This window comes from Pseudomonas aphyarum (assembly GCF_028657055.1).
GTDB classification, from domain to species: Bacteria; Pseudomonadota; Gammaproteobacteria; order Pseudomonadales; family Pseudomonadaceae; genus Aquipseudomonas; species Aquipseudomonas aphyarum.
In genome coordinates, this window is sequence record NZ_JAMDGS010000007.1 from 22,096 (window position 1) to 42,168 (window position 20,073).

The following is a 20,073-nucleotide window of genomic DNA, read 5'->3' on the forward strand; positions in this document are numbered from 1 at the left end:
TCAGATGACGGCGACCGGACGCACTTCGGCGGCCAGCAAACGCTTGATTTCCGGGACGCAGGAGCCGCATTGCGTGCCGCATCCCAATGTATTTTTCAAACCCTGTAGATCCAGACCTTCACGAATGCCGGCGCAGACCGCGCTGTGGCTGACGTTCTTGCAGTTGCACAAGGTTTTGTCCGCCACAACCTGCGCACCTGCATTGCCCGGCGGCGCACTCATCGGTGCCAGCAGCCAGCGGCGCAGTTGTTCGTCGGCACGGCCCTCCAGCCACAGGCCTTGCAACCAGTGCTGTGCGAGGGTTTCGCCGGCCAGACGGATCGCGGTGATTCGCCCGTTTTCGATGCGTACCCGTTTGCCGATGGCACGGCGAGGATCGTCATAAGCCAGCACCGGCCCGTCGATCAGGGCCAGGCACTGGTCGATTTCACGCAGCAATTGCGGATCGGGTGCGGCGGCGCTGGCTGCGCGTATCAGCAGCGCAGGCCGTTCACGTCCGACAAGGCTGAGACTTGCGTAGGAAAACGCCTCACAGAGCGGTCGAAGCGCCTCGAAATGCCGTTGAACATCGCCCTCGATCAGTGCGAACAGTTGCCATGGCAAATTCACCGGTTCCAGCCGCACGCCGCTGTGCTTGAGTTCCGGCTGTTTCGACAGTGGATCGAAGGCGGGCAGGGTCAGGCTGTTCACGCCGCCCTTGAGGAAACGATCGCCCCAGTGCATCGGCAAGAACGCCTGGCCCGGACGCACACTGTCATCGCTGGCGACCGCCACAATCACCGCGCCCCGACGACTTTTCAGACTCACCAGATCCCCCGGTTGCAAGCGGTGGCGGCGCAACTCGTCAGGATGCAGGCTCAACACCGCTTCGCTGACATGGCCGAACAACTGCGCCGCCGTACCGGTGCGGCTCATACCGTGCCATTGATCACGCAGGCGACCGGTGATCAGGGTCAGTGGAAAGCGCGCGTCGCGTTGTTCTTTGGCGGCGCGATAGGGATCGGCAACGAACTGTGCGCGCCCGTTCGCCGTAGGAAAGATCCCGTCGCCATACAGCCGGGCTGTGCCTTGGCGAGCGCCAGCGGGGAAGGGCCATTGCTGTGGCCCCAGTTCATCTATCAACCCATGGCTGATCCCGGACAAATCCAGATCTCGACCCCGGGTCAATTGTTTGTACTCGTCAAACAACTGTGCCGGTTGCTCGAAGGCAAACAGGCCGGGCTGTTGCGGGCGCAGACGTTTCTCCAGGCGTTGTGCGAAATCCACCGTGATCGCCCAGTCCGGACGCGCTTCACCCTGTGCGGCAATGGCTTGGCGGACGTGGGAAATCCGCCGCTCGGAGTTGGTCACCGAGCCTTCTTTCTCACCCCAACTGGCCGCCGGCAACAGCAGATCGGCAAACGTCGCGGTTTCGGTGGTGCGAAACGCCTCCTGCAACACCACGAACGGACAAGCCTCCAACGCTGCACGTACAGCGTTCTGGTCCGGCATCGATTGTGCGGGGTTGGTGCAGGCTATCCACAGCGCCTTGATCTTGCCGCTACGGACTTGTTCAAACAGTTCGATGGCGGTGAGGCCGGTATTTTCCGGCAGCTTATCCACACCCCAATACGCGGCGACTTCTGCGCGGTGCTCCGGATTGGCGACTTCACGGTGACCTGGCAACAGATTGGAAAGGCTGCCGGTTTCCCGTCCGCCCATGGCATTCGGCTGACCGGTCAGGGAGAAAGGTCCTGCACCGGGCCGGCCGATTTGCCCGGTGGCCAGGTGCAGATTGATCAGCGCGCTGTTCTTCGCGCTGCCAGCGGTGGACTGGTTCAGGCCCATGCACCACAGCGACAGAAAACTCGGCGCGGTGCCGATCCATTCGGCGCATTGCTGCAATTGCTCGATACTGATCCCGCACAGCTGCGACACCATGGCTGGCGTGTAATCACGCACGAGGCTTTTCAGCTCGGCGAGACCTTCGGTATGCGCCTGGATGAAGTCGCGATCAATCCAGTCTTCCCACAACAGCAGATGCAAAATCCCATGGAACAACGCGACATCGGTGCCCGGCAGAATCGCCAGATGTAGGTCGGCCAGATCGCAGGTGTCGGTGCGCCTTGGATCGATAACGACGACTTTCATCTGCGGGCGACGGGATTTGGCTTCTTCGAGACGGCGAAAAAGTACCGGATGGGCGTAGGCCATGTTACTGCCGACGATCACCACGCAATCGCTCAACTCCAGGTCTTCGTAGCTGCACGGTGGTGCGTCGGCGCCGAGGCTGCGCTTGTAGCCGACCACTGCCGAAGACATGCACAGCCGCGAATTGCTGTCGATGTTATTGGTGCCGACCAGCGCCCGCGCCAGTTTGTTGAAGGCGTAGTAATCCTCGGTCAGCAACTGCCCGGAGATGTAGAACGCCACGCTGTCCGGGCCGTGTTCGGCGATGGTTTCGGCGAACACGTTGGTGGCGTGATCCAGCGCGGTGTCCCAGTCGCAACGACTGCGCGCCAGGCCTTTGCCCAGGCGCAATTCCGGGTGCAGCGCTCGTGCCGCTAGGTCGCCAGTCAGGTGCAGGGTCGAGCCTTTGCTGCACAGTTTGCCGAAGTTGGCCGGATGCGCCGGATCGCCGCTGACGCCGAGAATGCGCTCGCCGTCATGCTCGATCAGCACGCCGCAGCCGACCCCGCAATAGCAGCAGGTCGAGGCGGTCGTCTGGCGGTTCATCAGACGGCGTCCCGCAGGGCCAGTTGCACGCGACCGTTTTCGACCCGGGCCGGGTGATGATGAGCACAGCCGACGTCCGGCGCCTGGGCTTCGCCGGATTGCAGGTCGATCTGCCAGTTGTGCAGCGGGCAGGCGACACGTTTGCCGTAGATCAGGCCTTGAGACAACGGGCCGCCCTTGTGCGGGCAGCGGTCATCGAGTGCGAAAACTTCGTCGTCGCTTGTGCGAAAGATCGCAATGTCACCTTTGGGCCCGGCGATGATCCGCGAACCGAGGGCATTGATCTCTTCCAGGGCACAGATATCGAGCCAGTTCATGCCGGCACCTCCAGGTTTTTCACGGGGATCACGTCGAATTCTTTTTTCAGTTGTGGCTGGGCGAGGCGTTCTTTCCACGGGTCCTGTTCGAACGACAGGGAGAATTGCAGGCGCTCGTTCAGGGCCTTGCGGCGCTCGGGATCTTCCAGCACGGCTTTCTTGATGTGCTCCATGCCGACCCGTTGCAGGTAATGCACGGTGCGTTCGAGGTAGAAGGCTTCTTCGCGGTACAGCTGCAGGAATGCGCCGTTGTATTCGCGCACTTCCTCGGCGGTCTTGAGCTTGACGAAGAACTCGGCGACTTCGGTCTTGATCCCGCCGTTGCCACCGATGTACATCTCCCAACCGGAATCGACACCGATGATTCCTACGTCCTTGATCCCTGCTTCCGAGCAGTTGCGTGGGCATCCGGAGACCGCCAGCTTCACTTTGTGCGGCGACCACATGTTGAACAGGTCGTGTTCGAGGTCGATGCCCAACTGGGTCGAATTCTGTGTGCCGAAACGGCAGAACTCGCTGCCGACGCAGGTTTTCACCGTACGGATCGATTTGCCGTAGGCGTGGCCGGATGGCATGTCGAGGTCTTTCCACACGCCGGGCAGATCCTGCTTTTTAATCCCCAGTAAGTCGATGCGCTGGCCGCCGGTGACCTTGACCATCGGCACCTGATATTTGTCCGCCACGTCGGCGATCCGCCGCAGCTCCGACGGGTTGGTCACGCCGCCCCACATCCGTGGCACCACCGAATAAGTGCCGTCCTTCTGGATGTTGGCGTGGGCCCGCTCGTTGATTAGGCGCGACTGCGGATCGTCCTTGGCTTCGCCGGGCCAGGTGGAAATCAGGTAATAGTTGAGGGCCGGGCGGCAGGTGGCGCAGCCGTTCGGAGTGCGCCAGTTGAGGTAGCTCATGGTGCCGGCGATGGTCAGCAAATGCTGTTCGCGAATGGCCTGGCGGATCTGGCCGTGATTGAGATCGCTGCAACCGCAGATGGCCTTTTCGCTTTTCGGTTTGACGTCCGCCGCGCCGCCAACGGTGTTGATCAGGATCTGCTCGACCAGCCCGGCGCAGGAGCCGCAGGAGCTGGCCGCCTTGGTGTGTTTCTTTACCTCGTCGACGCTGAACAGGCCGTGTTCCTGAATCGCCTTGACGATGGTGCCCTTGCACACGCCGTTGCAGCCGCAGACTTCGGCGTTGTCGGCCATGCTCATGGCTTTGTCCTGGCCTTGGTGTCCTACGTCGCCGAGGGCGTTTTCACCAAACATCAGATGATCGCGGATCTCGCCGATGGCGTGATTCTCACGAATCTGCCGGAAATACCAACCGCCATCTGCCGTATCGCCGTACAGACAGGCGCCGACCAGCACGTCATCCTTGATCACCAGTTTTTTGTACACCCCGCCGATCGGGTCGGAGAGGGTGATGGTCTCGGTGCCTTCGCCGCCCATGAAGTCGCCGGCGGAAAACAGGTCGATGCCGGTTACTTTCAATTTGGTCGACGTCACCGAGCCCTGGTAGCGGGCGAAACCCAGTTGGGCCAGGTGATTGGCACAGACCTTGGCCTGTTCGAACAGCGGTGCCACCAGGCCGTAGGCAATGCCACGGTGGCTGGCGCATTCGCCGATGGCATAGATGCGCGGGTCGTAGGTTTGCAGGGTGTCGTTGACCAGAATCCCGCGATTGCACGGGATGCCGGCCTTTTCCGCGAGTTCGGTATTGGGGCGGATGCCGGCGGCCATGACCACCAGATCGGCGGGGATGATGTCGCCGTTCTTGAATTGCACCGAGCCGACGCGACCATTGCCGGCGTCGTGCAGGGCCTGGGTCTGTTCGCACAGGCGGAAGTGCAGGCCACGGGATTCGAGGGCGGTTTGCAGGAGCTGGCCGCTGGTTTTGTCCAGTTGCCGCTCCAGCAGCCATTCACCGAGGTGCACCACGGTGACGTGCATGCCGCGCAGCATCAGGCCGTTGGCCGCTTCGAGGCCGAGCAGGCCGCCGCCGATCACCACGGCGTGCTTGTGGGTTTTTGCGGTGTCGATCATGGCCTGGGTGTCGGCGATGTCGCGGTAACCGATCACGCCCTGCAAGGTGTTGCCGGGGATCGGCAGGATGAACGGGGTCGAGCCGGTGGCGATCAGCAGGCGATCGTATTCGGCCTCGGTGCCGTCCTCGGCGATCACTCGGCGTTTGACCCGGTCGATCTCCACCACTTTGCGGTTGAGCAGCAGTTTGATGTTGTTTTCCAGGTACCAGTCGAGGTCGTTGAGCACGATCTCCTCGAAGGTCTGTTCGCCAGCCAATACCGGCGACAGCAGGATGCGGTTGTAGTTGGTGTGCGGTTCGGCGCCGAAGACCGTGATGTCGTACAGTTCGTTGCTCAGCTTGAGCAGTTCTTCCAGGGTGCGGACCCCAGCCATGCCATTACCGATCATCACCAGTTTGAGTTTTTTCATCAGGTTCTCCGGGAGCATCGGGCTTGCCTCTTGTGGGCAGTCAGGCCTTGCTCGACAAAAATGGCGCAAACAAAAAAGGCGTCCCGCCAGTTACCTAGCGAGGACGCCTTTGTCCTTGTCCCGTTCTCTCGGGAAGCCTGGCCTTCGTCGTTGAAGGTCGGGCTTTATGTCAGTTGGAAACGTTAATGCAGTGGTTGTGCCAAGTCGCGGCGGGCCGCGAATTCACTGGGTTAATGCTGGAATTGGCCAGATGTTCATTGTGGTTTTTGCACTGAATGGAAGCGGCACGCCCGTTAATGGAGCGCCGTATCAGCCATGAAACAACAGAAACAGCAGCACCAGATTGCCCAGCAGCGCCAGCAACGCCAACGTCCGCCAGACCTTCAGCGGCTCACGTTCGAGCAAGGGCCGAGGGCGAACATTCAGGCTGTGGCGTTCACCTTGCTCCAGCGTCAGCAACCATTCCTCGGCGGTTTCATAGCGTTGCAAAGGATCGGCCGCTACACCGCGCTCCAGACACTGCGTCAGCCACTCCGGCAGATCCGGGCGATAACGACCGGCACTCACCGGCGCCCCGAAACGCGGGCGCTGGAAGGCTTCGATCTCGCCATAGGGAAGGTGTCCGGTAAGCAAGAAATACAGGGTCACGCCCACCGCATACAGATCCTGTTGTGCGCTGGGTACTGCGCCCTGAAAGGCCTCCGGCGCGATGTAGCTCGGGGTTCCGGGCAGGGTCGACGGTGCGTCCTGCGACAGACCGGGGCAATACGCCAGACCGAAATCCAGCAGACGCAACTCGCCGTCGTCCCCCAGGTGCAGGTTTTCCGGTTTGATGTCGCGGTGCAGGATCTGCCGTCGATGCAGCAGGCCGGCCGCCCGCAACAGGCGTTCGGCCAGATCCTGCCACTGAGCCAGTGGCAGCGGGCCGCTTTGTTCGAACACCTGCGCCAGGGTTGTCCCCGAATATTCACGCATCACGTAGTACAAATGCTGACGCTGGCCAGCGCTATGGACTTCAGGGAAATGCCGCCCGGCGACGCGTTTGAGAAACCATTCCTCCGCCAGCAAGGCCTGACCGGCCTGGGCATCGTCTGTCAGTTGTGCAGGCAACGTCTTCAACAGCCACGCCTGGCCCTGACCATCGAGCACGCGATACAGCAACGATTGCTGGCTGCGACTTATAACCTCTTGAACCTGCCAGCCTTCAAAGGCCTGATCCGGTTTCAGCGGCGGGGGCAGCGGCCACTGCTGCAAATGAATCAGCGCATCGCCAAGGCTGGCCTCGCCGACGGCATCCACTCGCACCAATAAAGCGCTGGCATTGTCCTGACTGCCGGCCAGATGCGCGGCGTTGACCAACGTTTGCGCGGCACTGTTCAGATCCGGCTGATCGCGCAGAATTTCGGCGATGGTGGTATCGCCGAGCGCCGCCCACACGCCATCGCTGAGCAGCACGAAGCATTCGCCGTCACGCAATTCGCCGTCGAGAAAATCCAGCACCAGATGCTGATCCAGCCCCAATGCCCGTTTGAGCACATGCTGCATGCCCGGTTGATCCCAGACGTGATCCTCGCTGATCCGCTGCAAGGTCTCGGCGTGCCAGCGATAGACCCGGCAATCACCGACGTGCGCCAAAGTAAACCGCCGGCCACGCATTACCAGCGCACTGACCGTCGTCAGCAACGGCTGGCCACCACCGTTGGCCTGCAACCAGCGGTTTTGCGCGAGCAGCAGACGGTCGAGGGCCTGGGCCACGCTCCAGGTTTCCGGGGTGGCGTAGTAGTCCAGCGCCAACGCCTGCAAGGTCGAACGCGCGGCCAGCCCGCCATCGGCGCATTGGCTGACGCCGTCGGCGATGGCGAACAGAAACCCTTTGCTGGCAGCCAGCGCCGGGGCCGGCGTAACCAGGCGCAAGGCGTCCTGGTTTTCCGCGCGGGGGCCGGTGGCGCTGGCTTCGGCGAAGCTCAGTTGCAGAGCCATTCGGGCCTCAGACCCGGGCAGCGGTCACGGCCGCCGAACCCCAGGTGGTTCTCCAGCGACGTTTGACCCCGTGCAGGCCAAACCACGCCAGCACGCCAAGGCTGGCGAACAGCCAAAGCGCCAGTTGATAGCTGCCGGTGCTCTGTTTGATCGCGCCCATGCCTGCTGCCAGAGCGAAACCGCCGATGCCGCCGGCCATGCCGATCAGTCCGGTCATCACGCCGATTTCGCGACGGAAACGTTGCGGCACCAGTTGGAACACCGCGCCGTTACCCGCGCCGAGACCGAGCATGGTGCAGACGAAAAGTGCCAGCGCCGCGTAGGAACTTGGCAGGTTGAAGCCGACCGCTGCGATACAAACCGCTGCGACCGTGTACATCGCCAAGAGCGTGCGAATCCCACCGAAACGATCAGCCAGCGCGCCGCCCAGTGGACGCATCAGGCTGCCGCCGAACACGCAGGCCGCAGTGTAATAACCGGCGGTCACCGGGCTCAGGGCGTATTGATCGTTGAAGTAGCCGGGCAGGGCGCTGGCCAGGCCGATGAAGCCGCCGAAGGTGACGCTGTAGAAAAACATGAACCACCAGCTGTCACGGTCGCCCAGGGCCTTGAAGTAGTCGGCCATGGATTTGGCTTTCGGCCGCTCCGGCGCGTTTTTCGCCAGCCAGGCGAACAGCACCAGGGTCAGGATCAGCGGGATCAGGGCGAAACCGAACACATTGCTCCAGCCGAACGCCGCCGCCAGTACCGGAGCGATCAGCGCCGCGAACACGGTCCCGGAATTGCCGGCCCCGGCGATGCCCATCGCCTTGCCCTGATGCTCCGGCGGATACCACTGCGAGGCCAGCGGCAGGGCCACGGCGAACGAGGCGCCGGCCATGCCGAGGAACAGGCCGAGCAGCAGGGCCTGTTCATAACTGTGGATGCCCAGCTTCCAGGCACCGAACAGCGCGCAGATCACGATCACCTGGCCGATCAGCCCGGCGGTTTTCGGCGACAGGCGATCGGCGAGCATGCCCATCGCAAAACGCAGCACCGCGCCGGCCAGAATCGGCGTGGCCACTACGAGGCCGCGCTGTTGGGTGGTCAGGTGCAGGTCGGCGGCAATCTGCACCGCCAGCGGGCCGAGCAGGTACCAGACCATGAAGCTCAGGTCGAAGTACAGGAAGGCCGCGAACAGGGTCGGGGTGTGGCCGGATTTCCAGAAGCTTTTATTCATCGCGCACCTCAGCTGTAGAGAATCTCGAGAAGGAGTCAGAACCAGCACAGTGGGGCGCCGCCACGGCCGCACCACCGGCCCCGGGCTGTGGGGCCAAAACGCAAAAACGCCGCTACCCGGATCGCCGAAAGGGGCGAAGAAGGTGAGCGACGTCTTTGTCGTAGGTGGGGCAACCGCCGTTGGTTACCTGTAGGGATTGCTTAGCGAGATTTGTGCCAAGTCAAAATCAAAAGCGCCCTCACCCTAACCCTCTCCCGGAGGGAGAGGGGACTGATCGGGGGATATTCGAGAGATACGCCGACGTGAACGATCGGCTTTGAATCCATAATCGACTGGGTTTTTCAGGTCGATGTATGACGCAAGACACTGCGGTCGGTTCCCTCTCCCTCCGGGCGGTCCGACGTTTCGGGAGGGTTAGGGTGAGGGGCTTTTCAGCCAAGCAACTCGCTCATCGCAATGATCTGTTCCGCCACCTGAATCAGTTTCTGCTGGCGGCTCATGGCCTGGCGGCGCATCAGGGTGTAGGCCTCTTCTTCGTTGCAGTCCTTCATTTTCATCAACAGACCCTTGGCCAGTTCGATGCGCTTGCGCTCGGCCAGTTGCTGGTCGCGGGCCTGTAGCTGGGCGCGCAAGGCCTGATCGCTTTCGAAGCGGGCCATGGCCACGTCGAGAATCGGCTGCAAGCGTTGTGCGTGAATGCCCTCGACGATGTAGGCACTGACCCCGGACTTGATCGCCTGACGCATCACGCCGGGGTCATGCTCGTCGGTGAACATCACGATCGGCCGTGGCTGGTCGCGGCTGACCAGCACCACTTGTTCCATCACATCGCGGCTCGGTGACTCGGTATCGATCAGGATCACGTCCGGACGCACCGTTTCGACGCGCGCCGGCAGGTCGATGGTCAGGCCCGATTCGTCGATCACCTCGAAACCGGCCTCGGTCAGCGCGGCTTTCAGGCGACCGACTTTTTTCGCGGTGTCGTTGATCAGCAGAATGCGCAGCATGTTCGCGGTCTCCTGTCAGCGGTGGGTGAGAAGGGGTGCGCTGTCGTTCAGCGCGTGGAGCTTGAAGCTTCGGGCGTAGGCGGCCGGGTCGCTGCCGTCCCAGATTTTGCCGTCGATCAACTGGCTGCTGCGCATGTCCTTGCCCCAGGCCGCGACGCCCACAGCAGTCGCCGCGTCGCGATAGATCTCCAGTTGCTGCACCTGACGGGCGACGGCGAGGTAGTCCGGGTCATCGCGCAGCAAACCCCAACGGCGAAACTGGGTCATGAACCACATGCCATCCGACAGATACGGCAGGTTCACCGCGCCATCGCCGTGAAAGCGCAAAGCGTGCGGGTCCTGCCAGCGATTGCCGAGGCCATCGTCGTAGTCGCCGAGAAAGCGTGGTTCGATGCAAGAAACCGGGGCGTCGAGGTATTCCGGGGCGCTCAGCAATTGCGCGGTGCTGCGGCGGTTTTCCGGGCTTTCTTCGATGAAACGGCTGGCTTCGAGGATCGCCATCACCAGCGCGCGGGCGGTGTTGGGGTATTGCTCGACGAAGGCGCGGGTGCAGCCGAGGACTTTTTCCGGGTGATCGGGCCAGATGGTCTGGCTGGTGGCCAGCGTGAAACCGAGATCCTGCTGCACGGCGCTGGCCGCCCAAGGCTCGCCGACGCAGAGGCCATCGATGCGTCCGGCCTGCAAGTGCGCGACCATTTGCGGCGGCGGTACCACCACGCTGTCGACATCCTGCAACGGGTGAATGCCCTGGCTCGCCAGCCAGTAATACAGCCACATGGCATGGGTGCCGGTCGGGAAGGTCTGGGCGAAGGTCAGTTTTGCGCGGGTTTGGTGCACATGATGGTGCAGCGCTTCAGGACCGGTCACGCCCAGGCCCTGCAAACCGTGGGACAGGTTGAGGCTCTGGCCGTTCTGGTTCAGGCCCATCAGCACCGCCATGTCGGTCGGCGCGACACCGCCGATGCCCAGGTGCACCGCGTAGATCAGGCCGTAAAGGCTGTGGGCGGCATCGAGTTCGCCGCTGACCAGATTGTCCCGCAGGTTGGCCCAGGAACTCTGACGCTTGAGATTCAGGGTCAAGCCGTAAGGCTGAGCAAAGCCTTGAGTGGCGGCGACCACCAGCGAGGCGCAGTCGCTCAAAGCCATGAAGCCGAGGTTGATCGCGCTTTTTTCCGGGGCATCGCTGCCGTTTACCCAGGCCAGCGGCCCGGCGGAGGTTTGAGTCATGAAAGCCACCCTCAAAAAAAACGTCGTCCCGGGCTTTGCCCGCGCAAAACCGAGAGACGACGCCATTGTCCTTGCCTGCACGCCACCATTGGCCTGCGGGCTGATAACGGGGAAGGTGCAAGGCATATGCCATGCGCACGGATTTACCCGTGCGCCTCGCGCGGCGGGGCGATGCCCGGCTATAATCGCCGCCTCTTTTCGCCGCCCGAGTCATAGCCGCCCATGTACACCCTGGCCCGTCAGCTGTTGTTCAAACTTTCCCCGGAAACCTCCCACGATCTGTCGCTGGATCTGATCGGCGCGGGCGGGCGTTTGGGCCTCAACGGTTTGCTGTGCAAGGCCCCGGCGTCGCTGCCGGTGAATGTCATGGGCCTGGAGTTTCCAAACCCTGTCGGTCTGGCGGCCGGTCTGGACAAGAACGGTGCGGCCATCGACGGCTTCGCCCAGCTGGGTTTCGGTTTTGTCGAAATCGGCACCGTGACCCCGCGTCCGCAGCCGGGCAACCCGAAACCACGGATTTTCCGCCTGCCGGAAGCCGAGGCGATCATCAACCGCATGGGTTTCAACAACCTCGGCGTGGATAACCTGCTGGCGCGGGTGGCGGCGGCCAAATACAAGGGCGTGCTGGGGATCAACATCGGCAAGAACTTCGACACCCCGGTCGAGCGCGCGGTGGATGACTACCTGATCTGTCTGGACAAGGTCTACGCCCACGCCAGTTATGTCACGGTCAACGTCAGCTCGCCGAACACCCCGGGCCTGCGCAGCCTGCAATTCGGTGATTCGCTCAAGCAGTTGCTGGCGGACCTGGCCACGCGCCGCGCCGAACTGGCCCTGCGCCATGGCAAACATGTACCGCTGGCGATCAAGATCGCGCCGGACATGACCGACGAAGAAACCGCGCAGGTCGCGCAAGCACTGATCGAAACCGGGATGGACGCGGTGATTGCCACCAACACCACCCTCAGCCGCGTGGGCGTCGAAGGCATGGAACACGGTGACGAGGCGGGCGGTCTGTCCGGCGCGCCGGTGCGTGAGAAGAGCACCCACACCGTGAAAGTGCTGGCGTCCGAGCTGGGCGGCAAGCTCCCGATCATCGCGGCGGGCGGCATCACCGAAGGCAAGCATGCTGCCGAGAAGATCGCTGCCGGCGCGAGCCTGGTGCAGATCTACTCCGGCTTCATCTATAAGGGCCCGGCACTGATCCGCGAGTCCGTGGACGCGATCGCCGCCAAGCGCTGATCGGCGGACATAAAAGGCAGGCATAAAAAAGGGCTCCTCGAAGGAGCCCCTGGGCCGTAGCCCGCCGTCCGGGAAGGACGTGCATGGTGATCAGGGTGTTGCGAAATCAGATTGTCGTGTCGGAATAAGTGCCCTGTGTCAGCCGACGGCGTGAAGTTCGTTGAGTCTGTGGATTCCCGCAGTGCCGGTCATACCGTCCCAGTTGTCGCCGCGTCCTTCTCGCCAGCCGTTGATCCAGGCTTGACGTACCGACGGTAGAGTAAATGGGCAAAGCTCACGGGATTTGCCACCAACGCCATATTGATATCCGCGCAAAAATGCTCTTTCCAACGGATCACGCTTAAGTCTTCTCATAGGGTGTTTCCCTCACTTGTTGACTGTTTTTGTCGCGTCGACCTCAATTGAGGTCTGGCAGAAAAACTCTGCCGTTGGCGGCTCGCTGCCGGCGTGGCGAGCCAAGGTGTTGACGCCGTTGCGACGTCAACCTGTGTCCAGTTCTAACCAATGAGTCACATCGATGGAATGACCGTTTTGTCATAAGGACGTAACGAAAAAGATGCTATGGCCATAAGTAACCGCGTATTTATCCAGTGTCTATTGGCCAAACCCCGGTATGATCGGCCCCGCGCTGGATGATGAGGTTAATCCTTTAGTGAGAATGACCCACGTTTACGCTGGGGTACTATTCGACGAAGGGTTGCTTTGAGTCATTTTGTTGCTTCAACTTTTTTATCTGTCCCGGCATCTAAGCTCTTTTAACCCGAGCAGCGGGGATGGAACGGCACACCTTCGTGCCACGCGGGCGCTCTTGTAGAAAAGCGCCTGATTGAAAACCGGATCGGCAATGCGTTGCCGGTTCATTAGCCAAAGGCTCTGGAAAAACCATGTCCGACCGTTTCGAACTCTTCCTCACTTGCCCCAAAGGCCTTGAAGGCCTGCTCATCGAGGAAGCCGTCGGGCTTGGCCTTGAAGAGGCCCGCGAACACACCTCCGCCGTGCGTGGCATGGCGACCATGGAAACCGCTTATCGCTTGTGCCTCTGGTCGCGTCTGGCCAACCGGGTGCTGCTGGTGCTCAAGCGCTTCCCGATGAAAAACGCCGAAGACCTGTACCACGGTGTACTCGACGTCGATTGGCAGGATCACATGCTGGCCGACGGCACCCTGGCCGTGGAATTCAGCGGCCACGGTTCGGGCATCGACAACACGCACTTCGGCGCCCTGAAGGTCAAGGACGCCATCGTCGACAAACTGCGCACCCCGCAGGGCGATCGCCCAAGCATCGACAAGCTCAACCCGGACCTGCGCATTCACCTGCGTCTGGATCGCGGCGAAGCGATTCTGTCCCTCGACCTTTCCGGCCACAGCCTGCACCAGCGCGGCTACCGCTTGCAGCAGGGCGCTGCGCCGCTGAAAGAGAACCTTGCAGCCGCGATCCTGATCCGTTCCGGCTGGCCGCGCATTGCCGCCGAAGGTGGCGCGCTGGCTGACCCGATGTGCGGTGTCGGCACGTTCCTGGTCGAAGCCGGCATGATCGCCGCCGATATGGCGCCGAACCTGCGTCGCGAGCAGTGGGGCTTCACCGCCTGGCTGGGTCACGTGCCGGCGCTGTGGAAAAAACTGCATGAAGAAGCCGTCGAGCGCGCCGCTGCCGGTCTGGCCAAGCCGCCGCTGTGGATTCGTGGTTATGAAGCCGATCCACGGCTGATCCAGCCGGGCCGCAACAACGTCGAACGCGCCGGCCTGAGCGAGTGGATCAAGATCTATCAGGGCGAAGTCGCGACCTTCGAACCGCGTCCGGACCAGAACCAGAAAGGCCTGGTCATCTGCAACCCGCCGTACGGCGAGCGTCTGGGTGATGAAGCCAGCCTGTTGTACCTCTACCAGAACCTTGGCGAGCGTCTGCGTCAGGCCTGCCTGAACTGGGAAGCGGCGGTGTTCACCGGCGCGCCGGATCTGGGCAAACGCATGGGCATCCGCAGCCACAAGCAGTATTCGTTCTGGAACGGCGCGCTGCCGTGCAAGCTGCTGTTGATCAAAGTCCTGCCGGATCAGTTCGTCACCGGCGAGCGCCGCACCCCGGAGCAGCGTCAGGCCGAACGCGAGCAAGCCGAATACGATCAAGCACCGAACGAGCCGCAAGAGCGCAAGTTCAACAAGAACGGCAACCCGATCAAACCGACGCCGGCTCCGGCGCCAGTGATCGAGCAACCGCGCCTGAGCGAAGGCGGGCAGATGTTTGCCAACCGCCTGCAGAAGAACCTCAAGGCGATGGGCAAGTGGGTCAAGCGCGAAGGCATCGACTGCTACCGTGTCTACGATGCGGACATGCCGGAATACGCCATGGCCATCGATCTGTACCACGACTGGGTGCACGTTCAGGAATACGCCGCGCCGAAGTCGATCGACCCGGAAAAGGCCTCGATCCGCATGTTCGATGCGCTGGCGGCCATCCCGCAGGCGCTGAACATCGACAAGAGCCGCGTGGTGGTCAAACGCCGCGAGCGTCAGAGCGGCACCAAGCAGTACGAGCGTCAGGCGGCTCAGGGCAAGTTCAATGAAGTGACCGAGGGCGGCGTGAAGTTGCTGGTCAACCTCACCGACTACCTCGACACCGGGCTGTTCCTCGACCATCGGCCGATGCGCATGCGGATCCAGAAAGAGGCCGCCGGCAAGCGCTTCCTCAACCTGTTCTGCTACACCGCGACCGCCAGCGTGCACGCGGCCAAGGGCGGCGCGCGCAGCACCACCAGCGTCGACTTGTCGAAAACCTACCTCGACTGGGCGCGCCGCAACCTGTCGCTCAACGGTTTCTCCGACAAGAACCGTCTGGAGCAGGGCGATGTTATGGCGTGGCTGGAGAATTCCCGCGACGAATACGATCTGATCTTCATCGATCCGCCGACCTTCTCCAACTCCAAGCGCATGGAAGGCATCTTCGACGTGCAGCGTGATCAGGTGCAGTTGATCGACCTGGCCATGGCCCGTCTGGCAGCGGGCGGGGTGTTGTACTTCTCCAACAACTTCCGCAAGTTCCAGCTCGAAGACAACCTGGCCGAGCGTTACGCGGTCGAGGAAATCACCGCCAGCACCATCGACCCGGATTTCGCTCGCAACGGCAAGATCCACCGCGCCTGGAAAATCACGGCTCGTTGACACTCTGCAAAATTGGATCCACAGAGCCTTGATTTTTAAAGGCTCTTGGATCCGTTCAGAGCTAGCCAAATTAGTGGCTAATAGCTATAACTCACACACGGCCGATGGGGTTTTTCCCGCAGATGCTGACGTAGTGAGTGGCTTTTATGTCGTTGCACCCCGTGCGCCCGAAGATATTGGGTTTTATCAGCGAAGAAGTCTCGGCCTGGCTGGTCGCGCTGCTGGTATTGCTCGCCGGCGGGATTCTCACGGGGCTGCTCGCCTGGGGCACCCTCAATCAGTTTCACAGCCAGTTGCGCCAACGCTTTCAACTGCTGGCCAACGAGCGCTACAGCCGCATCGAAGAACGTTTTCAGGACCAGGAACAACGCCTCGACGGCTTGCGCCGGTTCTTCGCCAACTCCGAATCGGTGTCTCGCGCCGAATTCGACGGCTACACCCAACCTTTATTACTGCGCACTCAGGCCTATTCGTTCGCCTTGCGGGTGAGCGGCGCCGAGCGTGCAGCCTTCGAACAGCGGGCGCGGGATGAAGGCCTGAGCACCTTCAGCGTGCGCGAACTCAATGCCCGCGGCGAGCTGCAACTGGCCTCGGCCCGTGATGAATACGTAGTGGTGTTGTACAGCCAGACCCAGAGCCGGCTCGGCTCGCCGCTGGGTTACGACTTGCTGGCCCAGCCGCTGCGCCGCACGACCCTGGAGCGCGCCGACCAGATCGGTGGCCTGGCGGTGTCGCAACCGATGCATCTGGTGGCGATCGAACCGGCCTATGCACGCGGCGTGCTGTTGGTGGCGCCGGTGCTGCGTCCTGGCGAGCCGAAGTCGTTCGGCTACGTGATGGCCGTCATCAGCATGCGTCAGCTGCTGGCGGACGGTTTGCCGGATGCGTTCCATGACTATTTGTCGGTGCGCATTCTTGATCTGTCCACCAACGATCAGCATGAAGTGCTGTTCGAATCGACCAACGAACCGGCACCGAGCGATCTGTCCGCCACCCGATTGGTGCGCATGGCCGATCACGACTATCAGGTGGATATCCTGCCCAGCGAAGCGTTCATGCAGGCCAACCATTCGTCGGTTGGCAGTGTGGTGGTGCTGGGCGGATTGCTCAGTCTGCTGCTGAGCGCGCTGCTTTATGTGCTGGTCAGTCAGCGCCAGCGCGCGTTGCGCATGGTCGAGTTGCGCACCCAGGAGCTGCATGAGCGCGAACAGGAACTGCGCGGCACCCACGGCCAGTTGCGCGGGGTGCTCAACGCGGCGACCCAGGTGGCAATCATCGCCACCGACTTGCGCGGGGTGATCAACACTTTCAACCCTGGCGCCGAGCAGATGCTCGGTTATCTGAGCAGCGAAGTGGTCGGCCACATGACCCTGGAAAACCTGCACTTTCCCCGGGAGCTGGTGGCCCGCGCGGCGGAGCTCAGCGCTCGTTATGGCAAAACCATTCCGACCTGTCAGGCGATGCTGGTGGAGGGCGGCGAAGTCGGCGGGCATGAGGCGCGGGAGTGGACGCTGGTGCGCAAGGATGGCAGCCACATCCCAGTGAACATGCTGGCCACGCCGGTGCTGGACGAGCAGGGGCTGTGGGTCGGACATCTGGCGATCTGCATCGACATCACCGAGCGCAAGCGCGTGCACGAAGCGCTGGCCGCACGGGACGTGCTGTTGAAGAAACTCAGTGCCCATGTGCCCGGCGGGATCTATCAATTCAAAATGGAGTTCGACGGGCGCTTCAGTGTGATCTACGCCAGCGACGGCATCCGCGAGATCTACGAGCTGGAGCCGGACGTGCTGCTGCTCAACGCCGAAGCCATTTTCACGCGCATCCACCCGCAGGACGTCAGCCGCGTGCGCAAGTCGATCCGCGCCTCGGCGGACAACCTCAGTCCGTGGCGCGAGGAATACCGCGTGCAGCTGCCCGAGCGCGGCCTGCGCTGGGTTCGCGGCGAGGCGACCCCGGAGGAACTGCCGGGCGGCGGCGTGTTGTGGCACGGTTACATTTCCGACATCTCCGACCTGAAGCGCGTCGAAGAAGAGCTGCGCGCGCTATCGGTGACCGACGCCCTGACCGGCATTCACAACCGGCGCTATTTCCAGGAGCGCCTGACCACCGAAATGGCCCGGGTCGAGCGTGGCGGTGGCGAGTTGTCGGTGATCATGCTCGACATCGACCACTTCAAGCGGATCAACGATCAGTACGGTCACGCAGCGGGCGACCGCGTGTTGCAGGCGGTCTGCGAGCGCATCGGTCATCGTCTGCGGCGTACCGATGTGTTCTGCCGGTTGGGCGGCGAGGAGTTCATGGTGCTGTGCCCGGACATCGACGGCGATCACGCCCACATGCTGGCCGAGGAGTTATGGCAAAGCCTGCGCGGTGCGCCAATAGATGTGGTGGGGGTGGTGACGGCCAGTTTCGGGATTGCCAGCTGGCGACCGGGAGAGGGCGCGGATGCGTTGTTGCTGCGGGCGGATTCCGGGGTGTATGCGGCGAAGCAGGGCGGACGGGATCGCGTTGAGCGGCAGATGAACTGATCCAGCTTGCCGCTGAACCCCTGTGGGAGCGAGCTTGCTCGCGAAGGGGCCATCAAAGTCGACATCGTCATCGACTGAATGGACGCCTTCGCGAGCAAGTCGAGTCGTCGCACCGTCGCTCCCACAGTGTTTTGTGGTGTGCTTACAGAACCGAAGCAGTCTGCGGCGTCCGCGGCTGTTTGTAGAGATCCAGCAGCACCTGATCCAGCACCGACGACGCGCCGAACGGGGCCTTGTCGTTGAGGATCGCCACCACCGCCCAGGTGTTGCCGTTGACGTCGCGGCTGAAGCCGGCAATCGCCCGTACGGTGTTCAGGGTGCCGGTCTTGACGTGGGCTTCGCCGCGCATCGCGGTGGTTTTCAGGCGTTTGCGCATGGTGCCGTCGGTGCCGGCAATCGGCAGCGAGCTGATGTACTCGGCAGCATATGGGCTGTGCCAGGCCGCTTGCAGCATGCTGGCCATTTCCCGGGCGCTGACTCGCTCGGAACGCGACAGACCGGAGCCGTTCTCCATCACCAGGTGCGGCGCGGTGATGCCCTTCTTCGCCAGCCACTGACGGACCACGCGTTGCGCGGCCTTGGCGTCATCGCCGTCGGCGTCGTTGCGGAATTTCTGGCCCAGGCTCAGGAACAGCTGCTGAGCCATGGTGTTGTTACTGTACTTGTTGATGTCGCGGATGATTTCCGCCAGATCCGGCGAGAACGCCCGGGCCAGCACTTTGGCGCTGCTCGGGGTAGGGGCCAGACGATCCTTGCCCTGGATGCTGCCGCCCAGTTCCTTCCAGATCGCCCGCACGGCGCCGGCGGTGTAGGTCGCGTGGTCGAGCAGCGACAGGTAAGTCTGCGAGCTGCAGCCTTCGCCCAACTGGCCGGCCACGGTCACGGTCACGCTGCCATCGGCCTGCGGCACCGGGTTGTAGCGCACGCCGCCGGTGCATTGTTTGGAGTTGAGCGCTTTGACGGTGTTTTCGATGTTGATGCTGGCAATCGGCGGTTCGACCGAGATCAAAACCCGGCCATTGTCGTTGCGGGCCACGAAGCGCAGGGCCTTGAGGTTGACCAGCAGCGAATCCGGCTTGACCAGGAACGGCTTGTTCTCGTCGTTGCCGTCATCGTTGAATTCCGGCAGTTGCGGCTGCACGAAGAAGCTGCGATCGAGCACCAGATCACCGGTGACCTGGGTCACGCCGTTGGCACGCAGGTCGCGCATCAGCAGCCAGAGTTTTTCCATGTTCAGCTTCGGATCGCCGCCACCCTTGAGGTAGAGGTTGCCGTTGAGGATCCCGCCGTTCAGGTCGCCGTCGGTGTAGAACTCGGTTTTCCACTGATGGTTGGGGCCGAGCATTTCCAGCGCCGCGTAAGTGGTGACCAGCTTCATGGTCGAGGCCGGGTTGACCGACACGTCGGCGTTGTACACGGTCGGCGTGCCCGGGCCGTCCAGCGGCACCATCACCAGCGACAGGGCCGTGGGCTGCAGCTTGCTGGCCTTGAGGGCTTTTTCGACGTTGGGGGTCAGGGCGGTGTTGATGGTGGCAGCGGAGACGGGCAGGGCCAGCGGCAGAAGAAGACCGGCCAGGAGCAGAGGACGCAACGATTTGATCATATGAAATAAAACCCTACAGCCGAGGGGAAAAAAGACGAGGACATGGATGAAAAGGCCCTCAGTGGTCATGAAAGTGTCGGCATTATGCCCCAAGGTGTAACAGCTTGTGCCTTTCGCAAGGGCGCCAATTCGTTATTTTTTTACAGGCGGTCGCACGCACGTCCCAGAGAGTCGGGCAATCGCCGGCTTAAACTGGTAAAGTGCCGGCCGTTATTACTTAAGAGGATTGTTCCAATGGCGACTAACCGTTCCCAGCGTCTGCGCAAAAAACTGTGCGTCGATGAATTTCAAGAGCTGGGTTTCGAACTGAACCTGGGCTTCAAAGAAGACCTGTCCGAAGAAGCCATTGACGCTTTCCTCGAAGCATTCATCAAAGAAGCCATGGAAGCCAACGGTCTGGGCTATGTCGGCGGCGACGACTTCGGTCTGGTTTGCCTGCAGAAGCGTGGTTCGGTCTCCGAAGAGCAGCGCGCTGCTGTTGAAGCCTGGCTGAAAACCCGCTCCGAGCTGACTTCTACTGAAATCAGCCCGCTGCTGGACGTTTGGTATCCGGAAAAGCCGATCAACGCGGCCAAGTGATACTGAAAAAAACGGCGACCTGAGGGTCGCCGTTTTTTTATGCCTGCT

At 62.1% G+C, this 20,073-nt stretch carries 13 protein-coding genes; 4 read left to right on the top strand and 9 right to left on the bottom strand.

Annotation, left to right across the window (positions count from 1 at the left end; translation table 11 throughout):
- From M5G18_RS10540 to M5G18_RS10570, 7 genes are all read right to left on the bottom strand, one after another.
- The gene (locus M5G18_RS10540) at positions 1–2,715 is read right to left on the bottom strand and encodes a nitrate reductase (protein ID WP_273898376.1); all 2,715 of its coding nucleotides are present in this window, start codon (positions 2,713–2,715) and stop codon (positions 1–3) included.
- On the bottom strand, positions 2,715–3,032 hold the full coding sequence (nirD, locus tag M5G18_RS10545; protein ID WP_007951992.1) for a nitrite reductase small subunit NirD: 318 nt from the start codon (positions 3,030–3,032) through the stop codon (positions 2,715–2,717). The genes M5G18_RS10540 and nirD overlap by 1 nt, the downstream gene beginning before the upstream one ends.
- Positions 3,029–5,482, bottom strand: coding sequence for a nitrite reductase large subunit NirB (nirB, locus tag M5G18_RS10550; RefSeq protein WP_045121673.1), 2,454 nt, complete (start codon positions 5,480–5,482; stop codon positions 3,029–3,031). Before nirB ends, nirD begins: the two co-directional genes overlap by 4 nt.
- Before the next feature lie 309 nt (positions 5,483–5,791).
- The gene (locus tag M5G18_RS10555) at positions 5,792–7,462 is read right to left on the bottom strand and encodes a bifunctional protein-serine/threonine kinase/phosphatase (RefSeq protein WP_273898377.1); all 1,671 of its coding nucleotides are present in this window, start codon (positions 7,460–7,462) and stop codon (positions 5,792–5,794) included.
- Between the two features lie 7 nt (positions 7,463–7,469).
- The gene (locus M5G18_RS10560; protein ID WP_273898378.1) at positions 7,470–8,681 is read right to left on the bottom strand and encodes a nitrate/nitrite transporter; all 1,212 of its coding nucleotides are present in this window, start codon (positions 8,679–8,681) and stop codon (positions 7,470–7,472) included.
- Positions 8,682–9,112: 431 nt separating this feature from the next.
- On the bottom strand, positions 9,113–9,688 hold the full coding sequence (locus M5G18_RS10565) for an ANTAR domain-containing response regulator (protein WP_007916390.1): 576 nt from the start codon (positions 9,686–9,688) through the stop codon (positions 9,113–9,115).
- Positions 9,689–9,703: 15 nt separating this feature from the next.
- Positions 9,704–10,915: a CmpA/NrtA family ABC transporter substrate-binding protein gene (locus M5G18_RS10570; protein ID WP_273898379.1), complete on the bottom strand. Its 1,212-nt coding sequence runs from the start codon at positions 10,913–10,915 to the stop codon at positions 9,704–9,706.
- A gap of 222 nt (positions 10,916–11,137) precedes the next feature.
- Here M5G18_RS10570 and M5G18_RS10575 point away from each other — a divergent pair, with 222 nt between their 5' ends.
- Positions 11,138–12,157, top strand: coding sequence for a quinone-dependent dihydroorotate dehydrogenase (locus M5G18_RS10575; RefSeq protein ID WP_007952033.1), 1,020 nt, complete (start codon positions 11,138–11,140; stop codon positions 12,155–12,157).
- A gap of 138 nt (positions 12,158–12,295) precedes the next feature.
- Here the strand turns inward: M5G18_RS10575 and rmf are convergent, their stop codons facing one another.
- Complete coding sequence (gene rmf / locus M5G18_RS10580; RefSeq protein WP_003223300.1) at positions 12,296–12,511, bottom strand: ribosome modulation factor; 216 nt, start codon at positions 12,509–12,511, stop codon at positions 12,296–12,298.
- A 530-nt stretch (positions 12,512–13,041) separates the two neighbouring features.
- Here rmf and rlmKL point away from each other — a divergent pair.
- Positions 13,042–15,312 carry a bifunctional 23S rRNA (guanine(2069)-N(7))-methyltransferase RlmK/23S rRNA (guanine(2445)-N(2))-methyltransferase RlmL gene (rlmKL, locus tag M5G18_RS10585; RefSeq protein ID WP_273898380.1) on the top strand — a complete coding sequence of 757 codons (2,271 nt, stop codon included), beginning with the start codon at positions 13,042–13,044 and terminating at the stop codon, positions 15,310–15,312.
- Between the two features lie 146 nt (positions 15,313–15,458).
- Positions 15,459–17,843: a sensor domain-containing diguanylate cyclase gene (locus M5G18_RS10590; protein ID WP_273898381.1), complete on the top strand. Its 2,385-nt coding sequence runs from the start codon at positions 15,459–15,461 to the stop codon at positions 17,841–17,843.
- Positions 17,844–17,985: 142 nt separating this feature from the next.
- On the opposite strand, the gene dacB is transcribed toward M5G18_RS10590, so the two are convergent.
- Positions 17,986–19,446 (bottom strand): D-alanyl-D-alanine carboxypeptidase/D-alanyl-D-alanine endopeptidase, encoded by a 1,461-nt coding sequence (gene dacB / locus M5G18_RS10595; protein WP_007952030.1) that lies wholly within the window; start codon positions 19,444–19,446, stop codon positions 17,986–17,988.
- A 234-nt stretch (positions 19,447–19,680) separates the two neighbouring features.
- Between dacB and M5G18_RS10600 the strand changes: the two genes are divergently transcribed.
- Entirely contained in the window at positions 19,681–20,025 is a 345-nt protein-coding gene (locus tag M5G18_RS10600) for a YggL family protein (RefSeq protein ID WP_007952029.1), read from the top strand.
- Positions 20,026–20,073 lie beyond the last annotated feature (48 nt).